This window comes from Pantoea brenneri, assembly GCF_038594305.1.
Taxonomy (GTDB): Bacteria; Pseudomonadota; Gammaproteobacteria; order Enterobacterales; family Enterobacteriaceae; genus Pantoea; species Pantoea brenneri.
Genome location: NZ_JBCGBG010000001.1, coordinates 410,890 through 436,139, shown reverse-complemented (window position 1 = coordinate 436,139; position 25,250 = coordinate 410,890). Strand labels below are relative to the sequence as shown.

At 57.1% G+C, this 25,250-nt stretch carries 22 protein-coding genes; 14 read left to right on the top strand and 8 right to left on the bottom strand.

The annotated features are described in order from the left end of the window. The first annotated feature begins 12 nt into the window (after positions 1 to 12). Entirely contained in the window at positions 13 to 858 is an 846-nt protein-coding gene (gene nfo / locus AABB92_RS01945) for a deoxyribonuclease IV (RefSeq protein ID WP_031377117.1), read from the top strand. A gap of 784 nt (positions 859 to 1,642) precedes the next feature. On the opposite strand, the gene fruA is transcribed toward nfo, so the two are convergent. From fruA to AABB92_RS01925, 4 genes are all read right to left on the bottom strand, one after another. Then, positions 1,643 to 3,346 (bottom strand): PTS fructose transporter subunit IIBC, encoded by a 1,704-nt coding sequence (gene fruA / locus AABB92_RS01940; RefSeq protein WP_031377222.1) that lies wholly within the window; start codon positions 3,344 to 3,346, stop codon positions 1,643 to 1,645. A gap of 16 nt (positions 3,347 to 3,362) precedes the next feature. After that, positions 3,363 to 4,301 (bottom strand): 1-phosphofructokinase, encoded by a 939-nt coding sequence (gene fruK, locus AABB92_RS01935; RefSeq protein ID WP_031377223.1) that lies wholly within the window; start codon positions 4,299 to 4,301, stop codon positions 3,363 to 3,365. Further along, on the bottom strand, positions 4,298 to 5,428 hold the full coding sequence (gene fruB / locus AABB92_RS01930; RefSeq protein WP_031377224.1) for a fused PTS fructose transporter subunit IIA/HPr protein: 1,131 nt from the start codon (positions 5,426 to 5,428) through the stop codon (positions 4,298 to 4,300). The genes fruK and fruB overlap by 4 nt, the downstream gene beginning before the upstream one ends. 271 nt (positions 5,429 to 5,699) lie before the next feature. Further along, positions 5,700 to 5,954 (bottom strand): zinc/iron-chelating domain-containing protein, encoded by a 255-nt coding sequence (locus tag AABB92_RS01925; protein ID WP_031377225.1) that lies wholly within the window; start codon positions 5,952 to 5,954, stop codon positions 5,700 to 5,702. 163 nt (positions 5,955 to 6,117) lie between these two features. Here AABB92_RS01925 and yeiP point away from each other — a divergent pair, with 163 nt between their 5' ends. From yeiP to yejF, 9 genes are all read left to right on the top strand, one after another. Then, positions 6,118 to 6,690 (top strand): elongation factor P-like protein YeiP, encoded by a 573-nt coding sequence (gene yeiP / locus AABB92_RS01920; RefSeq protein ID WP_031377226.1) that lies wholly within the window; start codon positions 6,118 to 6,120, stop codon positions 6,688 to 6,690. Between the two features lie 81 nt (positions 6,691 to 6,771). After that, positions 6,772 to 7,746 (top strand): CobW family GTP-binding protein, encoded by a 975-nt coding sequence (locus tag AABB92_RS01915; protein WP_031377227.1) that lies wholly within the window; start codon positions 6,772 to 6,774, stop codon positions 7,744 to 7,746. 44 nt (positions 7,747 to 7,790) lie between these two features. Beyond that, on the top strand, positions 7,791 to 8,498 hold the full coding sequence (locus tag AABB92_RS01910) for a phosphatase PAP2 family protein (protein WP_031377228.1): 708 nt from the start codon (positions 7,791 to 7,793) through the stop codon (positions 8,496 to 8,498). 514 nt (positions 8,499 to 9,012) lie between these two features. Beyond that, a complete protein-coding gene (mepS, locus tag AABB92_RS01905) occupies positions 9,013 to 9,588 on the top strand; it encodes a bifunctional murein DD-endopeptidase/murein LD-carboxypeptidase (RefSeq protein WP_031377229.1) in 576 nt (191 codons plus the stop codon). 224 nt (positions 9,589 to 9,812) lie between these two features. Beyond that, positions 9,813 to 11,375, top strand: coding sequence for a cyclic di-GMP phosphodiesterase (locus AABB92_RS01900; RefSeq protein ID WP_031377230.1), 1,563 nt, complete (start codon positions 9,813 to 9,815; stop codon positions 11,373 to 11,375). 39 nt (positions 11,376 to 11,414) lie between these two features. Beyond that, on the top strand, positions 11,415 to 13,223 hold the full coding sequence (locus AABB92_RS01895; protein WP_031377231.1) for an extracellular solute-binding protein: 1,809 nt from the start codon (positions 11,415 to 11,417) through the stop codon (positions 13,221 to 13,223). 11 nt (positions 13,224 to 13,234) lie between these two features. Further along, entirely contained in the window at positions 13,235 to 14,326 is a 1,092-nt protein-coding gene (locus tag AABB92_RS01890) for a microcin C ABC transporter permease YejB (protein WP_031377232.1), read from the top strand. After that, positions 14,326 to 15,348, top strand: a complete 1,023-nt coding sequence (locus tag AABB92_RS01885; RefSeq protein WP_031377233.1) for an ABC transporter permease — start codon at positions 14,326 to 14,328, stop codon at positions 15,346 to 15,348. The genes AABB92_RS01890 and AABB92_RS01885 overlap by 1 nt, the downstream gene beginning before the upstream one ends. Further along, positions 15,349 to 16,953 (top strand): microcin C ABC transporter ATP-binding protein YejF, encoded by a 1,605-nt coding sequence (gene yejF / locus AABB92_RS01880; protein WP_031377234.1) that lies wholly within the window; start codon positions 15,349 to 15,351, stop codon positions 16,951 to 16,953. It abuts the gene before it with no gap. Here the strand turns inward: yejF and AABB92_RS01875 are convergent. The 3 genes from AABB92_RS01875 to rsuA all read right to left on the bottom strand — a co-directional run bounded on the left by AABB92_RS01875 (position 16,940) and on the right by rsuA (position 19,548). After that, entirely contained in the window at positions 16,940 to 17,260 is a 321-nt protein-coding gene (locus tag AABB92_RS01875) for a YejG family protein (protein WP_031377235.1), read from the bottom strand. The two genes, yejF and AABB92_RS01875, sit on opposite strands and share 14 nt — an antisense overlap. 307 nt (positions 17,261 to 17,567) lie before the next feature. Continuing rightward, positions 17,568 to 18,764 (bottom strand): Bcr/CflA family multidrug efflux MFS transporter, encoded by a 1,197-nt coding sequence (locus tag AABB92_RS01870; RefSeq protein WP_031377236.1) that lies wholly within the window; start codon positions 18,762 to 18,764, stop codon positions 17,568 to 17,570. A gap of 64 nt (positions 18,765 to 18,828) precedes the next feature. After that, positions 18,829 to 19,548, bottom strand: coding sequence for a 16S rRNA pseudouridine(516) synthase RsuA (gene rsuA / locus AABB92_RS01865; protein ID WP_031377237.1), 720 nt, complete (start codon positions 19,546 to 19,548; stop codon positions 18,829 to 18,831). Between the two features lie 155 nt (positions 19,549 to 19,703). Between rsuA and radD the strand changes: the two genes are divergently transcribed. Both radD and rplY read left to right on the top strand, forming a co-directional pair. Next, a complete protein-coding gene (gene radD, locus AABB92_RS01860) occupies positions 19,704 to 21,458 on the top strand; it encodes a DNA repair helicase RadD (protein WP_046288514.1) in 1,755 nt (584 codons plus the stop codon). Between the two features lie 176 nt (positions 21,459 to 21,634). Next, the gene (gene rplY, locus AABB92_RS01855; RefSeq protein WP_013358540.1) at positions 21,635 to 21,919 is read left to right on the top strand and encodes a 50S ribosomal protein L25; all 285 of its coding nucleotides are present in this window, start codon (positions 21,635 to 21,637) and stop codon (positions 21,917 to 21,919) included. Positions 21,920 to 22,031: 112 nt separating this feature from the next. On the opposite strand, the gene yejK is transcribed toward rplY, so the two are convergent. Further along, complete coding sequence (gene yejK / locus AABB92_RS01850; RefSeq protein ID WP_031377238.1) at positions 22,032 to 23,036, bottom strand: nucleoid-associated protein YejK; 1,005 nt, start codon at positions 23,034 to 23,036, stop codon at positions 22,032 to 22,034. A gap of 158 nt (positions 23,037 to 23,194) precedes the next feature. Here yejK and AABB92_RS01845 point away from each other — a divergent pair, with 158 nt between their 5' ends. Next, positions 23,195 to 23,422 (top strand): YejL family protein, encoded by a 228-nt coding sequence (locus AABB92_RS01845; RefSeq protein WP_009089108.1) that lies wholly within the window; start codon positions 23,195 to 23,197, stop codon positions 23,420 to 23,422. 22 nt (positions 23,423 to 23,444) lie between these two features. Next, a complete protein-coding gene (gene yejM, locus AABB92_RS01840) occupies positions 23,445 to 25,199 on the top strand; it encodes an LPS biosynthesis-modulating metalloenzyme YejM (RefSeq protein WP_031377239.1) in 1,755 nt (584 codons plus the stop codon). Positions 25,200 to 25,250: the final 51 nt, after the last annotated feature.

Sequence of the window (25,250 nt, the reverse complement as noted above, 5' to 3'; positions counted from 1 at the left end):
CAGGAGAACGGCATGAAATATATCGGCGCACACGTCAGTGCGGCAGGTGGTGTGGATCAGGCAGTCATTCGCGCCCATGAAATAGACGCCACCGCCTTCGCCTTGTTTACTAAAAATCAACGGCAGTGGAAAGCCGCCCCGCTTTCCACTGAGGTGATTGATGCCTTTCGCGCCGCCTGCGAGAAATATCACTTCAGCTCGCAGCAGATCCTGCCGCACGACAGTTTTCTGATCAACCTCGGCCACCCGGTGGCCGAGGCGCTGGAAAAATCCCGTGCCGCCTTTATTGATGAGCTGCAACGCGCCGATCAGCTCGGCCTGACGCTGCTGAACTTCCATCCGGGCAGCCACCTGCATCAGATCGATGAGCAGGCCTGCCTGAAACGCATCGCCGAATCGATCAATATCGCCCTCGACCAGAGCCGTAACGTCACAGCGGTGATTGAAAATACCGCTGGTCAGGGTAGCAACCTCGGTTTCCGCTTTGAGCATCTGGCGGAAATTATCGACCAGGTTGAGGATAAGAGCCGCGTCGGCGTCTGTCTGGATACCTGCCACGCCTTTGCCGGCGGCTATGATCTGCGTACCGAAGCGGACTGCGTCGCCACCTTTGCTGAATTTGAGCGCATTGTCGGCTTTCGCTATCTGCGCGGCATGCACCTCAACGATGCGAAAAGCACCTTTGGCAGCCGTGTCGACCGCCATCACAGCCTTGGTGAAGGCAACATCGGCAAAACCGTATTTAGCTGGATGATGAAGGATGCGCGTTTTGACGGGATTCCGTTGATTCTCGAAACCATCAACCCGGATATCTGGAAAGATGAGATTGCCTGGCTGAAGTCAGAACAGCAGGGATAAAAAGGGAGCCTGCTGGCTTAATGCCGATCGGTTAAGGGACCGGTGATAACGCAGTCTGGTGCAGGCAGGGGCTGGCGGTCCTCGCGCCTCTGCGCGGTCCATTCACTTCATTCCTCTGCCTGACGGACCGCCGGGGATGGCACATCCTGTGCCGCCCCGCCTTTCACCCGCGTCCTGCGGGCTCTCCTGGCCGACTCATTCTGTTCAGCGCTGCGGATTGTCTGCCCCTGCCCGAACCCAGCCTGCTTAAAAGGGCACGAGAGTAGAGGCCTGAGCGCCCTGCTGCTGAAAGGGCTATCCGCAGCGCTGAGGCGTGACGCCGGGCCAGAACTCCACGCCGGGAAGCGTGGAGAGTTCGGGGCCGGCCAGGTAAGGCCGATCCCCGAACGGTTCGTCGGCACGACGTCAAAGCCGAAGGTACCGCGCAGCGGCGCGAGGACTGCCCGGCAGCAGCAGAGGCGCTCAGGCCCGCACTCCGGCACGCTCGCGTAGAAAAAAAGCTGCCACGTTTGACCGCGACAGCCTTTGCAAATTTAACCTTAACTGCCGAACATCAGTCGCGCAGGCGCCCCTTTTTTGCTTATTGCTATGCGACGCTATACTGCCTGAACCAGGCCAGTTTCCGGGCCAACGCTTTACGTTGTTCAAAAAACGCTCCCGGCGTTTTATCTCGGCGGCGCAACGCTTTACTCCAGGCGTATTCATCCATCGCGTTAACATTATTCACCGTCTGAAAAAGCAAACAGGGAGCCAGATGGCTCCCTGTTTATTTAACGTCAGCAAATCAGGCTTTCGCCAGCTGCTCTTCCGGACGTTTCAGTACCGCATAGCTCAGACCGGCAATCGCCGTACCGACCACAATCGCCACCAGATAACCGACCACCGGCGTAATCGCACCCGGGATCAGCAGGACAAACAGTCCACCGTGTGGTGCCATCAGTTTGGCCCCCACCGCCATTGAGATAGCGCCGGTGGTCGCGCCGCCGATGATGCAGCAAGGCAGAACGCGCATCGGGTCACGGGCCGCGAACGGAATCGCACCTTCAGAGATGAAGCACAGGCCCAGTACCAGCGCCGCTTTGCCCCCTTCCTGCTGACCTTTGTTGAATTTACGACGGGCAACCAGCGTCGCCAGACCCATCGCCAGCGGTGGCACCATACCGGCCGCCATAATCGCCGCCATCGGCGCATAAGTCTGTGAACTCAGCAAACCGACACCGAATGCGTAAGCCACCTTATTGACCGGGCCGCCCATATCGGTACACATCATGCCGCCCAGAATCGCGCCCAGCAGCACCGCATTAGCGGTACCCATGTTCGCCAGCCAGTGCGTCAGGCCGTTCATGATGCCGGCAACCGGTTTACCCACTACATAAATCATCAGCAGGCCGGTGATCAAACTGGCAAACAGCGGAATGATCAGTATCGGCTTCAGCGCTTCCATACTCTGCGGCAGTTTCACTTTGCCGCTGATCAGCTTCGCAGCGTAACCGGCGATGAAACCAGCGATGATCCCGCCGAGGAAACCGGCGTTAATGCTGGTGGCGATCATGCCGCCAATCAGGCCTGGGGTCAGACCCGGACGGTCAGCAATCGAGAAGGCGATAAAGCCCGCCAGTACCGGCACCATCAGCGCAAAGGCGCTGCCACCCCCGATTTGCATCAGCGCGGCAGCCAGCGTGCCCTGCTCTTTAAATGCGGTGATACCAAATGCAAAGGAGAGCGCGATACTCAGACCGCCCGCTACCACCATCGGCAGCATGTAAGAAACACCGGTCAGCAGGTGACGATAAGCGCCTGCGCCCTCTTTCTTCTCATTCTGGTTGTCGCTGCTCTGTCCACCCGCTGCTTTATACGGTTTCGCTTCAGCAACCGCTTTATCCAGCTCCTGAGCGGTTTTCTTCAGCGCCAGGCCGGTTGAGGTGCGGTACATCGGCTTACCGGCGAATTTCGCCAGGTCGACTTCGATATCAGCCGCCACGATCACCAGATCGGCAGCTGCCACTTCTTCAGGGGTGATGGCGTTACCGGCACCGACAGAACCGCGGGTTTCAACTTTTACCCACCAGCCGCGACGGGTCGCTTCAGCCTGAATCGCCTCTGCGGCCATAAAGGTATGCGCCACGCCGGTCGGACAGGCGGTAACCGCAACCACACGTTTCTGCGCGCCAGCCTGAGCTGCCGCAGGCGCACCTGCTGGTGCCGCAACCGGCACGGCGGCCTGCCACGGTTTAGCCTCGGCTTTGGCGCGGTTGAGGAAGGTTTCTGGCTCACGGATCGCCAGCTGAACATCGCCCTGCCACAGCGGTTTGCCATTCAGCGCCGCGTCGTCCGGTACGTTTTTCCCCAGCACGATGACCTGCTCGGCCTCGGCGGGATGATCAGTCAGCGTCAGGCCAGCCGCCGCAGCGGCGGCAGCCAGGCGCTGTTGCGCCATATAAGCGGAAGCCAGTCCCAATGAAGGATCTTTTATCAGCAGCGTTTTCATTATCGCTCTCCTGCTGTCAGTTAACGGGTTGTAAGTCGACGCGCGCCATCATTGCGGCCAACTGGGTACGATCGGAAACGCCAACGTTGCTCTGGCTGACGGCCATTGCCGCCACTGCCGTGGCAAGACGCAGCGTGTGTTCACTGGATTCACGCATTAACAGGCCATAAATCAGCCCGCCGACCATCGAGTCGCCGGCACCCACGGTGCTGACCACTTCGCACACCGGCGGTTTGGCAATCCATTCACCTGAGGCGTTGACCCACAGCGCACCTTCAGCACCCAGCGAGATCACCACGTGGGCGATGCCCTGCTCACGCAGCTGGTGCGCAGCATCAATCACATCCTGCAGGGTCGGCAGTTTGCGACCGGCCCAGATTTCCAGTTCACGACGGTTGGGTTTAACCAGCCAGGGCGCGGCTTTCAGCCCGGCCACCAGCGCGTCGCGGCTGCTGTCAAAAATAATGCACGGACAATGGGTACGCAGCTCGGTCATCCAGCGGGTAAAGGCGTCAGGATCGACGCCTTCCGGCAGGCTGCCGCTGACGCAGACCATATCGAACTGGCCCAGCCAGGTGAGTGAGTCGCTGGTAAAGCGATCCCAGTCCTGACCGTTGACCTGAAAACCAGAGAAGTTCAGGTCAGTGACATCGCCGGTCTGCTCAGTCAGTTTGACGTTGATTCGGGTACGGCCCGGCACCACCTGAAAACGGTTAGCGATGCCCAGCTCGCTGAACAGCTGTTGAAAGCCATCCTGGTTCTCTTTGCCGAGGAAGCCGCCGACGGTGACGTCAATACCCAGATCCTTCAGCACTTTCGCAACGTTAATACCTTTGCCCGCCGCGTGCAGACCGGTGGTTTTCACCAGATTGACTTCGCCGCGTTCAATTTCAGGGGTATAGCCCACCAGGTCATACGCCGGATTCAGCGTGATAGTCGCGACACGTCTGCTCATGCTGCCCCCTCGCCAAGTCCGCTGGTGATTGCTTCTTCAATCGCATTCAGCGCCTGTTGTGCATCTTCACCGCTGGCGGTAAAGCGCAGGCGATGGCCTTTCTTCACGCCGAGCGCCACCACTTTCATCAGGCTGCGGCCGTTAGCGGGTTTGCCGCTGCCATCGAGGTTGGTGACGGTAATGTCGCTGTTGAACTGCTTGATCACGCTGACCAGCGCGGTGCCCGGACGGGCATGCAGACCGTGTTCGTTACGGATGGTGAACTCGGCGGTCAGCACCTCGGCCTGCTCGTCAACTTCACTGGTGAGCAGCGCATAGACGCCTGCGGCATCGGCTTTCAGCAGACGGTCTGCTTTGCCTTGCTGCAACAGGGCGCTGAGGTAACCCAGCACCTCCAGCGGACGTTCATCGACGGCGGCGACGCTGATTAACAGCGCAGCGGATTCGCCCTGATGGTCAAACGGATGGGCCGCCCGGCTAACGGCGACGCCGCTGCGCAGGTTGCCGAGGCTGCTGTCGCTCAGCCAGATCCCCTGCCCGAGACTCAGCGGCGCGTTAGAGACCACGTCAGCGACGTAGCTGGCATCAACCACGCCCGCTGACTGCAGCCGACCGGCGTTCATCGCCTGTAAGGTGATCAGGTCGCTGGCGGCGACATTCAGGGTAATTAATGAGGTGTCGAAGCTGAATTCGGCGGCCTGTTTCTCGCCCATCAGCAACGCACGGAGATCTTCAGCAGAGGCGGTTTTGAGCTGTTCAGCGATGCTGTCATCGCTCAGAACGTGGGTTAACTGACGCAGCAGCGCCAGATGCTCATCCGATTTGGCGGCAATCCCGATCGCCACATAGGCAGTCTGATCGTCACCCCAGCTGATGCCCTGTGGAAACTGGAACACCTGGACGCCGGTTTTCAGCACCAGATCGCGGGTATCGGTGGTGCCGTGCGGAATCGCGATGCCGTTGCCAAGAAAGGTGGAGGTTTGCTGCTCACGCGCCAGCATACCGTTGACGTAGCCTTCGGACACATTACCGGCAGCGGTCAGCGCTGCGGCAACCTGGCGAATGGCCTCTTCTTTGTTCTGGGCGCTGGCTCCGGTATGGATGGCCTGCAATTCGAGCTGGAACATAATTCTCCTCGCTTGCTGAGATTGAATCGTTTCAGCCAGTGGAGAAATTATTACGCCATCTGTCGCAAAACAGGTGGCGTGGTCACCGCTGAAACGTTTCAAGGATTGTGGTACAGCACCTTTCAGCAGGCAAGAAAATGCGCAAACGGCGTAGCAGATTTTTGATGTTACGCACATTTCATCGACGTTTTAAGATTTTGCTGCCTGCCAGCTGACGCGGTTGCTGTAAGCCTGGGATAAACTTAGTCAGCATTTCAGCAACGTCAGCGCGTCAGGGCGCGGTGTCCGCTTCCAGCTGCAACAGATAGATCATCGCCTGCTGGCGCGAATCGCCGCACATGCTGTGCGACGGCTGCAGGCCGGCACAGACCGCGGGACGCAGGTCAGAGCCAAACAGTTTGCAGCGTAAGGCGTCGTCGAGCTGAACGCAGGGCGTGTTGGCGGGTTTGCCGTTGGGCATGCCGGGAATCGGCGAAGAGATGGAGGGCGCCGTACAACAGGCACCGCAGTGGCTACGGCATTGCATGCTGCGCTCCAGCAGAGAAAGTCGCGGCGACAATAGCAGTCCGCCGCCACAATTACCACGTCTGCCGCCGCCCGGGCTAAAATTTCATTCTCGCCATATTGCCAGTTTTCACCGGCGCGAGTAACGTGGCGCGCACTTCACTTCAGAGATAGCGAGAACAGCAATGCCAAAAGCGAATGAAATCAAAAAAGGAATGGCCGTTACCCACAACGGAAAACTGCTGCTGGTTAAAGATATTGATGTCCAGAGCCCAAGCGCACGCGGTGCCGCCACCCTGTATAAGATGCGCTTCACCGATGTACGCACCGGTATGAAGGTCGAAGAACGCTTCAAGGGCGATGAGATTATTGATGCGATTTCGCTCAGCCGCCGCAGCGTCACCTTTTCTTATATAGACGGTGACGAGTATGTCTTTATGGATGACGAAGATTACACCCCTTACAGCTTCAAAAAAGAGCAGATCGAAGAGGAACTGCTGTTCATTCCTGAAGGCGGCATTCCGGGCATTCAGGTGCTGACGATGGAAGGACAGGTGCTGGCGCTGGAGCTGCCACAAACCGTCGACATGGAAATTGTCGATACGTCGCCTGGCATCAAAGGTGCCTCGGCCAGCGCCCGTACCAAACCGGCTGGCATGAGTACCGGCTTGGTGGTTCAGGTACCTGAGTACCTCAGTAACGGCGACCGCATCCGCATTCATGTCGCTGAACGCCGTTATATGGGCCGTGCCGACTAACCGCACTTCCTGAACGTTGCCGTGGCGCTGACTGTTATAAAGTAACATCTTCCACGGCAAATACTGACAGGAGCCTGATTGATGACGCGGGTAAATCTGATAACCGGATTTCTGGGCAGCGGCAAAACTACGCTGTTATGCCATCTGCTGGCCGCAAAGCCCGCTAACGAACAGTGGGCGGTGCTGGTGAATGAATTTGGTGAGATTGGGGTCGATGGCGCGCTGCTGGCCGATCGCGGTGCCATCCTGAAAGAGATCCCCGGCGGCTGCATGTGCTGCGTCAATGGCCTGCCGATGCAGATCGGGCTGAACCGGCTGTTGCAGAACAAGCCCGATCGGCTGCTGATTGAGCCGACCGGGCTGGGCCATCCGCGCCAGTTGCTGCAGCTGTTAAGTTCGCCGACCTACCACGCCTGGCTACAACTCAACGCTACCCTCACCCTGCTGGATGCGCGCCAGCTTGCCGATCCGTGGGTCGTCGCCAATGAAAATTTCCGCGATCAGCTGGCGGCGGCTGACATCATTATCGGCAACAAGCAGGATCGCTGGCAGCCGGAAGATCATCAACGCCTGGCGGACTGGCAGCGTGATGCGCTGGATCAGCGTCCTTTTATCGCCACCGAATTTGGTCAGATTCCGCTGGCGCTGCTCGATACGCCGCGCGGTCAGCCGCGTGAGCTGCCGGTGCCACAGCATCATCACCCAGCCGCCGTACCGACCAGTGGCGTAGCGGTCATGCGGCTTGATCATCCGGCGCGCTGGCGTCGGGCGCTGAATCAGGGACAGGACTACAGCGCCTGTGGCTGGCTGTTCGACGCCGAAACGCAGTTTGACCGGGCGGCGCTGCTGGAATGGGTGCGCCAGGCGCCGGGCGATCGAATTAAAGGGGTAATGCATATTGAGGCAGGATCGCTGACGATTAATCGTCAGGGCGACGATCTGCAAATTGAAACGCGATCGCAGCCGCCCGCCGACAGCCGTATTGAGATCATTGATTCGCAGCAGGCTGACTGGAATAGACTACAATCGGCGTTGTTGAAGTGCCGTTTACGCTGACAAGGGTATTGTCGGCGGTTATTTTTTTAATCATGAGTTTAACTATGCGCGTAACTCGCCTTATTACCATCCTGCTGCTTAATGCATTGGGTGTGGTGCTATTCCTGTCGTGGTATCTGCCGCCTGAACATGGTTTCTGGTTCGGTATCGATAAAGCGATTTTCTTTGGCTTTAATAGTCAGATGATCATTCACTCCGGCTTTGCGCTGCTGGTGGCGATCACCAACTATCGTGGCTTTGATGCCGTCTCGCTGCTGGCGATGGGCCTGCTCTATCTGTCGATCTGGCGCGGTGAAACCCCGCAGGCGCGGCGTCGTATGCTGGCTATCGGCATCACCATGCTATTAACCGCGGTGGTCCTTAACCAGCTCGGTCACCTGCTGCCGGTGAAACACTCCAGCCCGACGCTGTTCTTCGAAAACGTACATCGGGTCAGTGAGCTGACCGGTATTCCGGCTAAGGATGCATCGAAAGACAGTTTCCCTGGCGACCACGGCATGATGCTGATGATCTTCGCCTGCTTTATCTGGCGTTATTTTGGCTTCGGTCGTTTTTTAATTGCGGCGGCGATTGTGGTTATTTTCTCGCTGCCTCGCGTTATGGCTGGCGCGCACTGGTTCACCGATATTGCCGTGGGTTCACTGTCGGTAGTATTAGTCGGATTAAGCTGGTGGTTATTAACCCCGGCCAGTGATGCGCTGGTAAATTGGTTTTATCGCAAATTACCGGGCAAATATAAGCCGCTAAGCTGAATGATAAGCGCGGGCGTAATAATGGCGTTATTCTTAACCGCCCGCGCTTATAAAAAAAGCCAGTACATTATTAGCATGCTAATTAAATCCATTAAAAGAAAAGGTTATGACCGGCTTGATTGGTTAAATAAACGCCACTTCTGATTGTCCATAAAGAAAATTCCCAAACAGCAGGCTATAGGCGGAATTAGCGCCCTTTTCACCCCCTGCTCTCACCATCATTTCCCCACAATTGTTGCTAAAGTAGTCAGTGTGTTAAGGTTTGATTTCACATCAGAAAAACCTATAAGAATTTAACGGAAAGCACTCGCCACGGCGTCTGTAATCGGTTAACCTCAGTCGCTGTGGGGTAACAGCAGCAGCAAATTCGCTTTTTTTTACAGTAAAAATGTGTCCATTAACACATTTTAGTAATTAAGGAATTGTCTTAGTCTGTTTCGCTTATTAATCTCCCTGTTTTGTCATCTGGCTGGCGACAATCTTGTCGTAAGGACATCGAAGGAAAACCCGAATAATGGTCAAGTCTCAACCAATACTGAGATATATCTGGCGAATCGTGCCTGCAGTGGCACTGGCAACTCTCCTCTCAGCTTGTAGCAGTACCCATAACGGTCAAAACGCGAATAACGAGAATCATGAAGTTAACAACCACAATGGTTTTTTACTTCAGGCGTCTCAGGATGAGTTTGAAGAAATGGTGCGTAACGTTGACGTTAAGTCACGCATCATGGATCAATACGCTGTCTGGAAAGGCGTGCGCTATCGCCTGGGTGGCGATACCAAACGCGGTATCGATTGTTCCGCCTTTGTACAACGCACCTTCCGCGATCAATTTGGCTTAGAACTGCCGCGTTCTACCTCAGAGCAGCAGGGCACCGGTAAAGAGATTTCACGCACTAAACTGCGTCCTGGCGATCTGGTACTGTTCCGCGCCGGCTCCACTGGCCGTCATGTTGGCATCTATCTCGGTAATGATAACTTCGTTCACGCTTCCACCAGCAGTGGTGTGATGATCTCCAACCTGAACGACGATTACTGGAAAAAGCGTTATCGTGAAGGGCGACGCGTATTAAGTCGTAACCCGACCTGATTACCGACTTTGATCTCCTTCTCAGCCAGAGAATATGAAACGCTGCTTACGCAGCGTTTTTTTTCGTCTGTTGCCATTGCCCGCCTCAGACTGATGGCTTAAAAACCATTGCCTTTCAGAAGAATAACGAGACATTCCCCGCCTTCTCGTTATATTCTCGGTCGCTTACACCGAAGCAGTCGTGCGCAATAACATAATAATAATTTTATCAGAGGAAGCACCTCATGCCACTGTCGGGGGCGCTGATGCGCCATGCAACCTATCCTCGTCGAATCGCATGGAGTAGCGCGATGGTCGGCTGCCTGTTCTTTTTACTCTTTACAGCGCTGTCGTTTAACCATCTCTGGCATAAGCGCGATCGACAGCACCAGCAATTAGTAGAGAATAGTCGAACGGCCCTGCAGCAAACGCTCTCTTCTCTGATTAACAGCACGCTCAGCCCTCTGCTTCCGTTTACGCAAACTCCCTGCCAGACCATCAACCGTGAACTGACCTCACGCGCCGCTTTTGCCGGTAATCTGCGCGCCATTCTGCTGATTAATGACGGTAACGCGTTTTGCTCCTCTGCCACCGGCAGCTTTAGCCTGCCGCTCAGCGTTATTGCGCCGCAGAGTGATACGACGCGCGACATCGATCTGCAACTGATGCGCGGCACGCCGCTGCAGCCCAATAAACCGGCGCTGGCGCTGTGGATCAGGAATCCCGGCAGCGTTCAGTCCGGGGTGTTCGCCACCCTCAATATCACACTGAATCCCTATCTGTTGCTGGCGTCGCGCCAGCCGGAGATTACCGGCATGGCGCTGGTGGCGCAGCGCACGGCGTTAACCAGCTGGCAGCCCGGCGTGGTGGAAAACCACGGGCTGCCACCGCCGTTACTGCAGCAGTCCCTGGCCGGTTACCCGCTGCAGTTTGTGTTATATGGCTCGACCCTGTCGCTCAGCGATTATCAAAATATTCTGCTAAGCAGCCTGCTGCTCTCCCTGCTGGTGACCGGCGGCTGCTGGCTGCTGCTGTCAGCCTATCAGCGCCCCGGAAAAGATCTGATACAGGGGATGAAGCGTGGCGAGTTTCATATTGAGTATCAGCCGCTGGTGACCTCACATGATGGTCAGCCCTACGGCATGGAAGCGCTACTGCGCTGGACTCACCCGACCGAGGGGCCGATCCCGCCGGATGTGTTTATCAGCTACGCCGAAGCGCAAAACCTGATTATTCCGCTGACCCGCCATCTGTTCCAGCTGGTGGCGCGTGATGCCCACCTGCTCTGTCACACCATTCCCCGCCATGCCAGCCTCAGCCTGAATATTTCTCCGCTGCACCTGGCGGATAGCTGTTTTCGTCAGGACGTGCTGCGCTGGCTCGACACCATGCCCGCGGCCCACTTCACTTACGTATTTGAAATCACCGAGCGTGCGATGGTGCGCGATGAGAATGTCGGCGAACTGTTTGACTGGCTGCATCAGCAGCAGATTAATATTGCGATTGATGATTTCGGCACCGGACACAGCGCGCTGATCTATCTGGAGCGCTACGCGTTTGATTACCTTAAAATCGATCGCGGTTTTGTGCAGAGCATCGGGACCGATACCCTGACCTCACCGGTGCTGGATACGGTGTTGCAGCTGGCGAAAAAGCTCAATCTGAAAAGCGTGGCGGAAGGCGTCGAAACCGGAGAGCAGGCCGCCTGGCTGATCAATCGTGGCGTGACGCATCTGCAGGGTTACATTTTTAGCCGTCCGCTGCGTCCTGAAACGCTGATAGACTATTTTCAGCGTCACAATGCCTGACGCGCGGAATCGAAAAAATCACAGGAGAGCGTAAACGTGGTGCTGCTTCGTGCTGGATTATTATTGCTGTGCGGCGTCCTGAGCGGCCCGCTGCTGGCCGCCAGCATTCAACAGAGCTTTGCCTTTACGCAGGCCGGCGAAGCGAAATATCCGCCGGACTTCAGCCATTATGATTATGCCGATCCGCAGGCACCCAAAGCCGGCAGCATCACCATGGCGGTGGTCGGTACCTACGACAACTTTAACCGCTATGCCTCTCGCGGTAATCCGGGCATCTACACTGAAGCCTTGTATGACGGGCTCTATACCAGCTCGGATGATGAGCCCGGCAGCTACTATCCGCTGATTGCCCACTCTGCCCGCTACGCCAGCGACTTTAGCTGGATCGAAGTCCGCCTTAAACCGCAGGCCCGCTTCCAGGATGGCAGCCCAATCACCGCTCAGGACGTGGCCTTTTCCTTTGGCAAATTTATGACTGAAGGGGTGCCGCAGTTTCGCGTCGCCTATCGCGGCGTGACCGTAAAAGCGCTGGATAGGCTGACGGTGCGAATTGATGCGCAGCAGCCGGACAAAGATCGGATGCTGGGATTACTGACGCTGCCGGTGCTGGCTGAAAAATTCTGGCACGATAAGAACTTCAACGAACCCCTGAGTTCGCCGCCGCTGTCGAGCGGGCCTTATCGCATCACTAAATGGAAGCTCGGCCAGTTCATTGAATACAGCCGGGTAAAAGATTACTGGGCAGCCGATCTGCCGGTTAACCGCGGACGGTTTAATTTTGATCGTATCCGCTACGACTATTATCTGGATGACAACGTGGCGTTTGAGGCTTTTAAAGCGGGCGCGTTCGATTTACGGGAGGAAACCTCCGCCAAAAAATGGGCCACCCAGTATCGCGGCCGTCATTTCGACGATCGCAGCATTGTGAAAGAGACGTTGCCCAATCAGGCCGCGATTGATACCCGCTGGCTGGCGTTTAACAATCAAAAACCGCTGTTTCACGATCGCCGGGTCCGCCAGGCGCTGACGCTGGCGTTTGATTTTGAGTGGATGAACAAGGCGCTGTTCTATGGTGCTTATCAGCGCGCCAGCAGCTATTTCCAGAATACCGGGTTTGCCGCCAGCGGTGTGCCCGATGCGCAGCAGCAGGCATTGCTGGCTCCGTGGCGGGCGCAGTTGCCGCCTGAACTGTTCACCCAGCCTTATCACCCGCCCGTTACCGACGGCAGCGGTTACGATCGCGCCCGTCTGCTTCAGGCGTTTTCCTTGCTGAAACAGGCGGGCTGGCAGATTAACCATCGCCGATTGGTGAACCAGAAAACCGGTCAGCCGTTTAGCGTCGAACTGCTGTTACGCAGCGGTACCAGTACGGAATGGGCGCTTCCGCTGCAGCACAATCTGGCGCGGCTCGGTATCACCCTCACTCTGCGCCAGGTGGACAGTTCACAGTATCTGCGGCGGCTGCGTGAGGGCGACTATGACATGATCGCCACCGCCTATTCTGCTATGCCGATCCCTTCCTCCAGCCTGCAGATTTACTGGCAGTCGGACTACATCGCCTCGTCGTGGAATACCGCGCGGGTTAAAGATCCGCTGGTCGACCATTTCGTCAAACAGATTGTGGCACATCAGGGCGATCTCCCTGCCCTTCGGCCGCTGGCACAGGTACTGGATCGCATTCTGCTGTGGAATGCCTATATGATTCCGATGTGGTACAACGCAGAGCAACGGCTGGCGTACTGGGATAAGTTTTCCCATCCGGCCGGCAAACCGGCTTACAGCCTCGGGCTGGAAAACTGGTGGTATGACGTGAACAAAGCTGCCCGGCTGCCGGCCAGCAAACGCTAAGGAGTGGACCGTTGGCAACTTACTTTCTGCGCAGGCTGTTGCTGATTATTCCCACTCTGTGGGCGATCATCACCCTTAACTTTTTTATCGTACAGATTGCACCGGGCGGTCCGGTCGATCAGGCGCTGGCCAATATCCAGTTCGGTCAGACCACGGGTCTGGCGGGCGGCGGTGCCGACAGCGCGGGGTCCCGCGCCAGCCTGAATGCACTTAACCCGGCGGATAATCAGTATCGCGGCGCGCGCGGGCTGGATCCCGAAGTGATTGCGGAGATTAAGCAGCGCTACGGCTTTGATAAGCCGATCTGGCAACGCTATGGCGAAATGCTGTGGGACTATGCCCGCTTTGATTTTGGCGACAGCCTGTTCCGCAGCGCCTCGGTGCTTCAGCTGGTTAAAGAGAGTTTACCGGTGTCGATCAGTCTGGGTCTGTGGAGCACGCTGATTATCTATCTGGTGTCGATCCCGCTTGGCATCCGTAAAGCGGTACGCAACGGCAGCGCTTTTGATATCTGGAGCAGCACCTTCATCATTATTGGCTACTCGATTCCGGCCTTTCTGTTCGGCATCATGTTAATCGTGCTGTTTGCCGGCGGCAGCTATCTCGACTGGTTCCCGCTGCGCGGCCTCACCTCACCGCAGCATGACAGCCTGCCCTGGTACGGTCAGGTGCTCGACTATTTCTGGCACATCGCACTGCCGGTGCTGGCAACGGTGATTGGCGGCTTTGCTACCCTGACCATGCTGACAAAAAACGCCTTTCTGGATGAGATCCGTAAACTGTACGTGGTCACCGCCCGCGCCAAAGGGGTGCCGGAGCGCCGCATTCTGTATCATCACGTGTTCCGCAACGCGATGCTGCTGGTGATTGCCAGCTTCCCCGCCACCTTTATCAGCATGTTCTTCACCAGTTCAGTGCTGATCGAAGTGATATTTTCACTTAACGGCCTCGGATTGCTCGGCTATGACGCGACCCTGCAGCGCGACTACCCGGTGATGTTTGGTACGCTCTATATTTTCACCCTGATCGGCCTGTTGATGAATGTTCTCAGCGACTTAACCTATACGCTGGTCGATCCCCGTATTGATTTCGAGGGCCGCTGATGCGCTTATCTCCCCTGAATCAGCAGCGCTGGCAGCGCTTTCGCCATAACCGACGCGGTTACTGGTCGTTGTGGATCTTCCTGTTTATTTTCCTGCTGTCGCTGGCTGCCGAGCTGATCGCCAACGACAAGCCGCTGCTGGTGCATTATCAGCAGCGCTGGTATTTGCCGGTGCTGTTTGACTACAGCGAGACCGATTACGGCGGCGTGCTGGCAACCGCCGCCGATTATCAGGACCCCTGGCTGCGGCAGCGGATAGATCAGCAAGGCTGGGCGATCTGGGCGCCGATCCGCTTCAGTGACAGCACCATCAATTTTGCCACCCAGGTGCCCTTCCCTTCCCCGCCTTCGGCGCAGAACTGGCTGGGCACCGACGCAACCGGCGGTGATGTGATGGCGCGCCTGCTGTACGGCACGCGTATTTCACTGCTATTTGGCCTGCTGCTGACGCTGTTTTCCAGCGTGATCGGCATGGTGGTCGGCGCGGTGCAGGGCTATTTCGGCGGCAGGGTTGATCTGATTGGACAACGGCTGATTGAAGTCTGGTCCGGCATGCCGTCGCTGTTTCTGCTGATTTTGCTCTCCAGCGTGATTCAGCCTGGTTTCTGGTGGCTGCTGCTGGTGACGGTGACCTTTGGCTGGATGAGCCTGGTCAGCGTGGTGCGGGCCGAGTTCCTGCGCACCCGCAACTTCGACTATATCCGTGCGGCACAGGCGCTGGGCGTCAGTGACAGCCGGATTATGCTGCGCCACATGCTGCCGAATGCGATGGTGGCCACCCTGACCTTTCTGCCGTTTATTTTGTGTGGATCGATTACCACGCTGACCTCGCTCGATTTCCTCGGCTTCGGCTTGCCGCTCGGTTCGCCGTCGCTGGGGGAACTGCTGCTGCAGGGTAAAAATAATCTGCAGGCGCCGTGGCTCGGCCTGGCGGGCTTTTTCTCACTGGCGATCCTGTTATCGCTGCTGATTTTTATCGGCGAAGCGGTACGTGACGCCTTCGATCCGGGCAAAGGAGTCTGAATGGCTGCGCCACTGCTTGCTATCAACCATCTTTCGGTCGCCTTTCGTCAGGGCGAGCAGCTGCATCGGGTGGTGGATGAGGTTTCATTACGCGTTGAGGCCGGTGAAACGCTGGCGCTGGTGGGCGAATCGGGTTCCGGCAAAAGTGTCACCGCCCTGTCAGTGATGCGGCTGCTGCCTCCCTCGACGGTCGCCTGGCCAGGTGGGGAGATCCTGTTCAACGGTGAGGATCTGTTGCGCGCCAGTGAGCAGCGGCTGCGCGGCATTCGCGGCAATCAGATCGCGATGATCTTTCAGGAGCCGATGGTGTCGCTGAACCCGCTGCATACCGTGGAGAAGCAGCTGTACGAAGTGCTGTCGCTGCATCGCGGTATGCGGCCTGCGGCAGCGCGCGGCGAAATTCTCAGCGTGCTGGATCGGGTCGGGATCCGCCAGCCCGCCGCCCGGCTGCACGATTTTCCGCATCAGCTGTCGGGCGGCGAACGTCAGCGGGTGATGATCGCTATGGCGCTGTTAACCCGGCCAGCGCTGCTGATAGCTGATGAGCCGACCACCGCGCTGGATGTGACGGTGCAGGCACAGATTCTGACCCTGCTGCGCGAGCTGCAACGCGAATTCAATATGGGGATGCTGTTTATCACTCATAACCTGAATATTGTGCGTCAGCTGGCGGATAGCGTCAGCGTGATGCGTCAGGGAAAGGTGGTTGAGCAGAATCGCTGTCGGACGCTGCTCAGTCAGCCGCAGCATCCCTACACCCAACAGCTGCTGGCGGCAGAGCCGGAAGGCAGGCCATTGCCGCTGCCCGCCGATGCGCCGGTGATCCTGCGGGTCGATCAGCTTCGGGTCAGCTTCCCGTTGCGCCGTGGCCTGTTCCGCCGCCAGGTGGGTGAAAAACGGGCGCTCTCTGCGCTGAGCTTTACGCTGCGGCGCGGCGAAAGTCTCGGGCTGGTGGGCGAGTCCGGTTCAGGTAAAAGCACCACCGGCCTGGCGCTGCTGCGGCTGATTGAGGCCGGCGGCGAGGTCTGGTTTGACGACCAGCCGCTGCATCAACTGTCACGGCGGCAATTGCTGCCGCTGCGTCGGCGCATTCAGGTGGTGTTTCAGGATCCGAACTCTTCGCTCAATCCGCGGATGACGGTGCAGCAGATTATCGCCGAAGGGCTGGCGGTGCATCAGCCCGAGCTGACGGCACAACAGCAGGAACAGCGGGTTATCGCGGTGATGCAGGAGGTCGGGCTGGATGTGGAGAGCCGTCATCGTTATCCGGCTGAATTCTCCGGCGGTCAGCGGCAACGCATCGCCATCGCCCGGGCGCTGATCCTTGAACCGGAGATGCTGGTGCTGGATGAGCCGACTTCGTCGCTGGATCGCACGGTACAGAAACAGATCCTGACGCTGTTGCGTCGGTTACAGCAGCAGCGTCAGCTGAGCTATCTGTTTATCAGTCACGATCTTGAGGTGGTGCGCGCCCTGTGCCACCAGCTTATCGTGCTGCGTCAGGGGGAAGTGGTGGAACAGGGGGAGTGTGAAACGCTGTTTGCCTCGCCCGCGGCGGAATACACCCGCGAACTGCTGCGCTCAGCGCAACTTAGCGAGGGATAAAGGTTTCGGCAATCGCCACGCCCTGATTTTTCAGGCAGCAGTTGGTGGCACTTTCGTCGCGGCGCTGGATAAACAGGCAAGGCTGCCCTTCGCACTCGGCGACTTTACAGTCGACCTGGATGTCAGCCAGCACCTCTTTCAGCTGCTGCAGGATCTCCCAGGCCGGAATGCCGTCGTGGCTGATTAACCGCAGCGCGATAAAATCCTGATCGTCCAGCGTGGTGTCATCCGCTTCGATGGCACTGTGATGATCGCTGGTCCAGCGAAAGCGCTGTGGTAAGCGATGCACAATCGAAAGTTGCAGCATAATTATCAATGTCCCCAGGAGTTTTACTTCGCCATCCCCTCAGTGGCTGACGCCCGCTTTGCCAGCATCAGTGTCCGGACGTCAAGGCCCGGCTTCTCATTTCCCACTAAAGCGAATCGCTGAATTTATTTTTTGCGAGTGGTATCGCAATTCAGGCTATATGTACCGCGTTCGGCAGCACTTAACAATCATTTTAGACGCAATGTGGTTACTTTATTAGCTAAATATTTTCACAATATAGAAACAAAGTGGCGCAACAGATCGGGCCGTGCGGGATAACCGGGACGGCCTGATCGATTGAACGCGCTTAATGTGTGGCGTGACGGGGACGGGAAGCGTAGAAGAACAGCAGCAGAGAGAGCGTGGCGCACAGGGCAATAGTGCCAACCATCGGCCAGGCACTGTTAAAACTGACCAGCGACAGCAGCGCGCCGACAAACGCACCCACGCCGAAGCGCAGCGTGCCGGCCAGCGAGGAGGCGGTACCCGCCATATGCGGGAACTCATCAAGGATTACCGCCATCGCGTTCGATGAGACCATCGACACGCAGCCGATAAACATCGCCACTCCCATCACCAGCGGTAAAAAGCCGAGATCAAAGGCGCTGACGATCAGCAGCCAGATGCCCATGCAGAACTGAATCAACAGACCCAGACGGAACATCGCCACCGGGCCAAAACGGCGCACTGCCCGGCTGTTAATCAGGGTTAAGATGAACAGAAACACCACGTTAAGGCCGAAGTAATAGCCAAAGTTTTGCGGTGAAACGTGGTTCAGCTCGATATAGACAAAGGGGCCGGCGTTGAGAAAGGTAAACAGCCCGGCAAACGAAAATCCGCTCGACAGCATGTAGCTGAAGGCGCGTTTGTGCCGGAACAGGATCACGAAATTTCCCAGCGTGGTGCGCAGATGGAAACGCTGTCGCTGCTCGGGTTTCAGGGTTTCCCGAATCTGCGTGGTAACCAGCACGGTGGTGACCACCGCCGCCGCCGACAGCGCCCAGAAAATGGCGTGCCAGTTCCAGATCAACAGCAGCCAGCCGCCAATAATCGGAGCCAGCAGCGGCGCAATGGTGGTAATCAGCATCACGAACGACATCATGCGCGAGAAATCCTCTTTCGAGTAACTGTCACGCATCAGGGCATTGATCACCACGCTGGCGGCGGCGGCCGATAATCCATGCAGAAAACGCATGGCGATAAGCTGATCGATGGTCTGCGACAGCGCACACGCTGCGGCAGCAACGGCAAAAATCAGCGTGCCGAGGGCAATCACCGGCTTGCGGCCGTAGCTGTCGGCCAGCGGGCCGTAAATCAACTGGCCGATGGCGAACCCGAGGATGTAGAGGTTGAGCGTCATCTGCACGCTGCCGGCAGAAACGCCAAACTCACGCGCAATTTGCGGCATCGCCGGCAGATACATGTCAATCGACAGTGGCATCAACATCGCTAACAGACCGAGGATTACCACCAATCCTACCGGCGAATTCTTTTCCTTGCGCACAGCCTCTCCTGCCCTTGCTGATTAAACCGATCGGCCGCTGCGCGCTTGCAGTCAGCCTGCTCTGTTATTTTGCCTGCAGCTCTTTCGGCACGCCGATACTGGCGATCTCTTCGGCGGTCAACGGCCGGTATTCACCCGGTTCCAGATCCGTATCCAGCGAAATATCACCGATTCGCTCGCGATGCAGACCCACGACCCGATTACCGACGGCAGCAAACATCCGTTTCACCTGATGGTAACGCCCTTCGCTCAGGGTCAGCAGTACCTCTGTTGGGGTAATCACCTCCAGCTGCGCCGGTTTAGTCAGGCTTTTTTCATTGTGCAGTTGCACGCCAGCCGTAAACTGCGCGGCGGTATCGTCGCTGACCGGCGACTCCAGCGTCACCCGATAGGTTTTTTCGCAGTGATGGCGCGGCGAGGTAATACGGTGTGACCACTGGCCGTCATCCGTCAGCAGCACCAGCCCGGTGGTATCAATGTCGAGACGACCGGCGGCGTGCAGTTTGAAAGCCATCGGCTCTTCGATAAAATAGATAATGGTCGGATGATCGGGGTCGTCGGTTGAACAGACGTAACCCTGCGGCTTATTCAGCATGAAGTAGCGTGGCCCGGTCTGCATCTGCAGTACGTTGCCGTCATATTCGACCTCGTGGTCGGGCAGCAGTTTGAAAGCGGTGTCGCGCACCACTTCACCGTTGACGGTGACACGCTGGCCACGGATCTCGCGATGGGCGATGGCACGGCTGATTTCCAGTTGCTGAGAGATGAATTTGTCGAGTCGCATGAATTCGTTTTGCCTGTTACTGCGGAGGGAACCTGAAACGGCCTGGTTAACCGTTGAAAATGTACGGGAAGTATAGCGTGATCCGCGCCCGCCTGACAGCGCGTTTACCGCGCTTTCGTGGCATAATTACCCTCAGTTTGCCAAAAGTGATAGCCATGTCTTTTACCTTACGCCCCTATCAACAGGACGCGGTCAATGCCACCGTTGCGCATTTCCGTCGTCATCACCACCCTGCGGTTATTGTGCTGCCGACCGGTGCCGGAAAAAGTCTGGTGATTGCCGAGCTGGCCCGGCTGGCACGCGGCCGGGTGCTGGTGCTGGCGCACGTGAAAGAACTGGTAGCGCAGAATCACAGTAAATATCAGGCCTACGGGCTGGAAGCCGATATCTTTGCCGCTGGCCTGCAGCGAAAAGAGAGTCAGCGCAAAGTGGTGTTTGGTAGCGTGCAGTCGGTCGCCCGCAACCTGGACCAGTTCGACAGCGCCTTTTCACTGGTGATTGTCGATGAGTGCCACCGCATTGGCGATGACAAAGAGAGCCAGTATCAGCAGATTTTTAACCATCTGCGGCAGCACAATCCGCAGTTGCGGTTGCTCGGCCTGACCGCCACCCCGTTCCGGCTCGGTAAGGGCTGGATTTACCAGTTTCACTACCACGGCATGGTTCGCGGCGATGAAAAGGCGCTGTTTCGTGACTGTATTTACGAGCTGCCGCTGCGCTACATGATTAAACATCAGTTTCTGGTGCCGCCGGAGCGGCTCGATATGCCGGTGGTGCAGTATGATTTCAGCCGCCTGACGGCACAGTCCAACGGCCTGTTCAGTGAAGCCGATCTCAACCGCGAACTGAAACAGCAGCAGCGCGTTACGCCGCATATCATCCGTCAGATCGTCGAGTTCGCTGAAGAGCGACACGGCGTGATGATATTTGCCTCTACGGTCGAGCACGCACGTGAAATTCTGCAACTGTTACCCGACAACAGCGCCCTGATATCAGCGGAGACCCCGGCCAAAGAGCGCGATGCGCTGATTGTGGCGTTTAAGGCGCAGCAGCTGAAGTTTCTGGTTAACGTGGCGGTGTTGACGACCGGTTTTGATGCGCCACACGTTGATCTGATCGCCATTCTGCGCCCGACCGAATCGGTCAGCCTGTATCAGCAGATTGTGGGCCGCGGCCTGCGGCTGTCGCCGGGCAAAACCGACTGCCTGATCCTTGATTACGCCGGTAACCCGCACGACCTGTTTACCCCGGAAGTGGGCGCGCCCAAAGGTGCCAGTGATAATCAGCCGGTACAGGTGTTCTGCCCCGCCTGCGGCTTTGCCAATACCTTCTGGGGCAAAGCCACCGCCGACGGCATGGTGATTGAGCATTTTGGCCGCCGCTGTCAGGGCGTGCTGGAAGATGACGACGGTGAGCGCGAGCAGTGCGACTTCCGCTTCCGCTTCAAAAGCTGCCCCGACTGCGGCGCAGAAAATGATATCGCCGCCCGGCGCTGTCACCAGTGCGACAAAATTCTGGTCGATCCGGACGACATGCTGAAGGCCGCGCTGAAATTAAAAGATGCGCTGGTGCTGCGCTGCGGCGGAATGACGCTGGAACAGGGCCGCGATGCCAAAGGTGAATGGCTGAAAGCGACCTATTACGATGAGGAAGGCACCAGCGTCAGCGAACGTTTCCGCCTGCAGACGCCAGCCCAGCGCAAGGCGTTTGAACAGCTGTTTATGCGCCCACACCAGCGCGCGCCGGGCGTGCCGCTTGGCTGGCAAACCGCGGCCGACGTGCTGGCGCTGCAGCCGTTACTGCGCCATCCCGATTTTGTGGTAGCGCGGGCCAAAGGCCAGTTCTGGCAGATCCGCGAGAAGATGTTTGACTATCAGGGGCGCTTCCGTCGCGCCAATGAGCTGCGCTAATGAGTGCTATCGGGTTCGGCTAACCGGATACCGAACCCGGCTGGCGGGTATATCGTTTGCTACCACCTGGCATAACGGCTATACTGCCGCCCGCTTTTGCATGTGCATCAGCGGTATTGAATAACCTGCCTGTTACTGGGTCGCCTGTAGCAGGAATTAAATAAAGAGATATATTAATGCTCACTATCAATGCAGTAGAACGTAAAGAGCAGGGTAAGGGTGCGAGCCGCCGCCTGCGTACAGCAAACCGTTTCCCGGCCATCATCTACGGTGGTTCTGAAGCGGCTGTTGCCATCGACCTGGATCACGACTCCGTAATGAACCTGCAAGCTAAGCCAGGTTTCTACGACGAAGTGCTGACCCTGTCTGTTGACGGTAAAGAAACCAAAGTGAAAGTTCAGGCTGTTCAGCGTCACCCGTTCAAGCCAAAACTGTTTCACATCGACTTCGTTCGCGCTTAATCGCGAGCTTCGTTGAAAGCAGAAGGGCCGGTTGCGAAACCGGCCCTTTTCTTTTGGCGCGGCCAGGTGAAAACGGTGGCGCGCAGGTAAAGCCGGGCTCAGCCCGGCTTTTTTATTTGCTGCTGGTCCGGCGCTGAAGCTGATCGCGCAGGTTCGGCGGCGTGCCTTTGATGGTCAGGGTATCGGTGGCCGGATCCCAGAAAATGCGCTCACCTAACAGCATCGCATCAAAATTCAGCGTCAGTCCCCCGCCGCTGCCGGCAAATTTAGTTAACTGCCGCAGCGTGCTGCGGTCGGCCGGGAAGCTCTCTTCCAGCTCGTAACCCTGTTCCTGGGTAAATGCCTGGAAGGTTTTTTCGCCCAGCGGCGGCAGCTCGCCCGACAGATCTTCCAGCGCAATTTCTTCACCCGCCTGCAACTGCTCGTTGCAGTAGCTGTAGACCTGCTGACGGTAGTTCTGACGCTCCTGCTTATCGAGATTCGACTCGCTGCAGTAATCATCCACCGCCTGTAACAGACCGCGGTTCTGCGCTTTGGTGTCTAAGCCCACCTCAGCACCGAGGAAATCCATAAAGAAGTCAGCCACTTTACGTCCGACGCGGCCACGCAGGAAGGTCAGGTAACGGGTTGATTCCGGGTTAGTTTCCCATTCGGTCAGGTCGATACGCGCCACAATATCGGCATGATTAATGTCGAGATAATGGGTACTGCTGATGTCCATCTGCTCGTTAACCCGCATGCTCGACTGGCTGTTGAGCACCGCAATCAGCAGATAATCCACGGCCAGATAGCGATAGTGAACAAACAGCACCACACCGCCTTCGGCAAACGGATATTTTGCCAGCTCATCGCGCAGGCGACCGGTGGCCGCGCGGCTAAAAGCGAGAAAATCATCGTTGCCCTGGCGACAATTACGCAGCGCGTCCGCCAGTTCACTCTCTGGGGTAAACAGGCCATAGGCTTTGCTTTTCGCGCTGTAAACCCGGTGCAGCTCCTCCACCATGGCGTTAACCGTGTTGGTGGCGGGTAACAGCGAATCGCGTAGCACCAGTTCAAGCTGGTTTTCATCGCGTTTAATTAACTGATGCAGGGCAATCTGGTCGATATCCAGACTCATGGTAGACTCTCCTTTTAGCACAGGCGCGTATTCAAACACCGCCGGCATCGGCTTTCAACTCAATGCGTAAAGCGAACAGTGCGCTTTCGATAAAATTGCGGAAAAAAGGTCGCTGTTCCGGTAATATATCGCCTTTTGAAATGAGCTCAGATAACGATATGCCACAATCTTCCCGTTACAGTGATGAACGCGTGGAACAACTCCTCGCGGAAATGGCCCAAATCCTGCAAAAGGACAAAGCCCCGACCGATCTCTCCCTGATGGTACTGGGAAACATGGTGACCAACCTGATAAACAGCGATGTCGCCCCTGCGCAACGTCGTTCACTGGCCCGATCTTTCGCTGATGCCTTGCAGGCGTCGGTACGTGACGATAACGCCCATTAATTTGCTGATTTGATCTCATAATATGGTAACCAACCGGCAGCGCTACCGCGAAAAAGTCTCCCAGATGATCAGTTGGGGGCACTGGTTTGCTCTGTTTAACATCCTTTTCGCGCTGATTTTAGGCAGTCGCTACCTGTTGGTCGCTGACTGGCCTTCTTCGCTGGCGGGGCGTATCTACGCCTATAGCAGCTGGGTTGGCCACTTCAGTTTTATCGTCTTTGCCGCCTATCTGCTGATCATCTTCCCGCTAACCTTTGTGGTGATGTCGCAACGGCTGTTGCGGGTGATCTCGGCGGTGGTCGCCACCGCCGGGCTGACGCTGGTGATGGTCGACAGTGCGGTATTCAGCCGCTTCCACCTGCACCTCAATCCGGTAGTGTGGGAGCTGGTGATCAATCCCGACCAGAGCGAGATGGCGCGTGACTGGCAGCTGATGTTTATCAGCGTCCCGCTAATCTTCCTGGTACAGATGCTGTTTGCCACCTGGAGCTGGCAGAAGCTGCGCAGCCTCAATCGCCGTTCATTTGGTAAACCGGTTGCCGCGCTGTTTATCAGCGCCTTCTTTGCCAGCCATCTGATGTATATCTGGGCCGATGCCAACTTCTATCGCCCGATTACTATGCAGCGCGCTAACCTGCCGCTCTCCTATCCGATGACCGCCCGTCGCTTCCTTGAGCGACACGGCTTACTGGATGCGCAGGAGTATCAGCGCCGTCTGGTACAGCAAGGCGATCCGGAAGCGGTGTCGGTTGAATACCCGCTGAGTGAGATTACCTTCCGCGACGCCGGGACCCGCAATAACCTGCTGGTGCTGACCGTCGATGGCCTGAACAACGCCACGCTGGCAAAAGCACTGCCGCAGCTGAATCAGTTTGCCAGTGAAAATGTGCGCTTTACCCAGCACTACAGCGCCGGTGATACGCCGGAAAAAGGGCTGTTTGGCCTGTTTTACGGTATCTCTTCCAGCTACATGAACGGAATACTGGCGTCCCGCACGCCGTCCGCCCTGCTTGGTGCGCTCAGCACCCAGGGCTATCAGTTTGGCCTGTTCTCGTCAGAAGGGTTTAATCCCCCACTCTATCGCCAGGCGCTGCTGACCGACTACTCGTTGCCTGCCAGCAACAGTCAGCCGAATGCCAGCACCGTCACCCAGTGGCAGAACTGGCTGGACAGACAGCACGATGCCAGCAACCCGTGGTTCTCGTGGGTGGCGCTGAATGGCCCGAACGTCACCGGTGACAACGCGAAAGCACGTCAGCGCAGCTATCTGCGTCAGGCACCGGCGGTTGATGAGCAGATTAGCGCGGTGCTTAACACGCTGCAGGCGCGTGATTTGCTGAAAAATACCGTGGTGGTGATTACCGCCCAGCGTGGACTGGCGCTGGAAGGGAATCCTGACAGCGCCGGTAATCGCGAAACCCTGCAGGTGCCGCTGGTGATTCACTGGCCAGATACTCCTGCGCAAACGGTGGATCGTCTTTCTGACCATCAGGATGTGATGGCGACGCTGATGCAGCGCCTGCTGCATGTCCGCACCAACCCGGTTAACTATTCACAGGGTGAAGATCTGTTTGCCGCGCGCCGTCGTCACGACTGGGTTGCCAGCAGCGAAGAGAACAAGCTGGTGATTACCACGCCGCAGGTAACGCTGGTGTTGAACAATAACGGCAGCTACCGTGCCTATGATGCCCAGGGCAAGGCGTTAAAAGATCATAAACCGGAGCTGGCGTTGCTGTTACAGGTGCTGACGGAAGAGAAGCGATTTATCGCTAACTGATTAATAATGAGGCAAATAGTTGGCTGGCGTCTTGCATTCATGGCGAGAACC

Bases quoted from the DNA above. Each gene is read 5' to 3' on its own strand.
- fruK (WP_031377223.1), bottom strand. From the start codon at position 4,301: ATGAGCAGACGTGTCGCGACTATCACGCTGAATCCGGCGTATGACCTG.
- yejM (WP_031377239.1), top strand. From the start codon at position 23,445: ATGGTAACCAACCGGCAGCGCTACCGCGAAAAAGTCTCCCAGATGATC.
- AABB92_RS01900 (WP_031377230.1), top strand. From the start codon at position 9,813: ATGCCACTGTCGGGGGCGCTGATGCGCCATGCAACCTATCCTCGTCGA.
- AABB92_RS01885 (WP_031377233.1), top strand. From the start codon at position 14,326: ATGCGCTTATCTCCCCTGAATCAGCAGCGCTGGCAGCGCTTTCGCCAT.
- yejK (WP_031377238.1), bottom strand. From the start codon at position 23,036: ATGAGTCTGGATATCGACCAGATTGCCCTGCATCAGTTAATTAAACGC.
- yeiP (WP_031377226.1), top strand. From the start codon at position 6,118: ATGCCAAAAGCGAATGAAATCAAAAAAGGAATGGCCGTTACCCACAAC.
- AABB92_RS01845 (WP_009089108.1), top strand. From the start codon at position 23,195: ATGCCACAATCTTCCCGTTACAGTGATGAACGCGTGGAACAACTCCTC.
- fruB (WP_031377224.1), bottom strand. From the start codon at position 5,428: ATGTTCCAGCTCGAATTGCAGGCCATCCATACCGGAGCCAGCGCCCAG.
- AABB92_RS01910 (WP_031377228.1), top strand. From the start codon at position 7,791: ATGCGCGTAACTCGCCTTATTACCATCCTGCTGCTTAATGCATTGGGT.
- rsuA (WP_031377237.1), bottom strand. From the start codon at position 19,548: ATGCGACTCGACAAATTCATCTCTCAGCAACTGGAAATCAGCCGTGCC.
- AABB92_RS01875 (WP_031377235.1), bottom strand. From the start codon at position 17,260: ATGCTGCAACTTTCGATTGTGCATCGCTTACCACAGCGCTTTCGCTGG.
- radD (WP_046288514.1), top strand. From the start codon at position 19,704: ATGTCTTTTACCTTACGCCCCTATCAACAGGACGCGGTCAATGCCACC.
- mepS (WP_031377229.1), top strand. From the start codon at position 9,013: ATGGTCAAGTCTCAACCAATACTGAGATATATCTGGCGAATCGTGCCT.
- fruA (WP_031377222.1), bottom strand. From the start codon at position 3,346: ATGAAAACGCTGCTGATAAAAGATCCTTCATTGGGACTGGCTTCCGCT.
- yejF (WP_031377234.1), top strand. From the start codon at position 15,349: ATGGCTGCGCCACTGCTTGCTATCAACCATCTTTCGGTCGCCTTTCGT.
- AABB92_RS01915 (WP_031377227.1), top strand. From the start codon at position 6,772: ATGACGCGGGTAAATCTGATAACCGGATTTCTGGGCAGCGGCAAAACT.
- AABB92_RS01925 (WP_031377225.1), bottom strand. From the start codon at position 5,954: ATGCAATGCCGTAGCCACTGCGGTGCCTGTTGTACGGCGCCCTCCATC.
- rplY (WP_013358540.1), top strand. From the start codon at position 21,635: ATGCTCACTATCAATGCAGTAGAACGTAAAGAGCAGGGTAAGGGTGCG.
- nfo (WP_031377117.1), top strand. From the start codon at position 13: ATGAAATATATCGGCGCACACGTCAGTGCGGCAGGTGGTGTGGATCAG.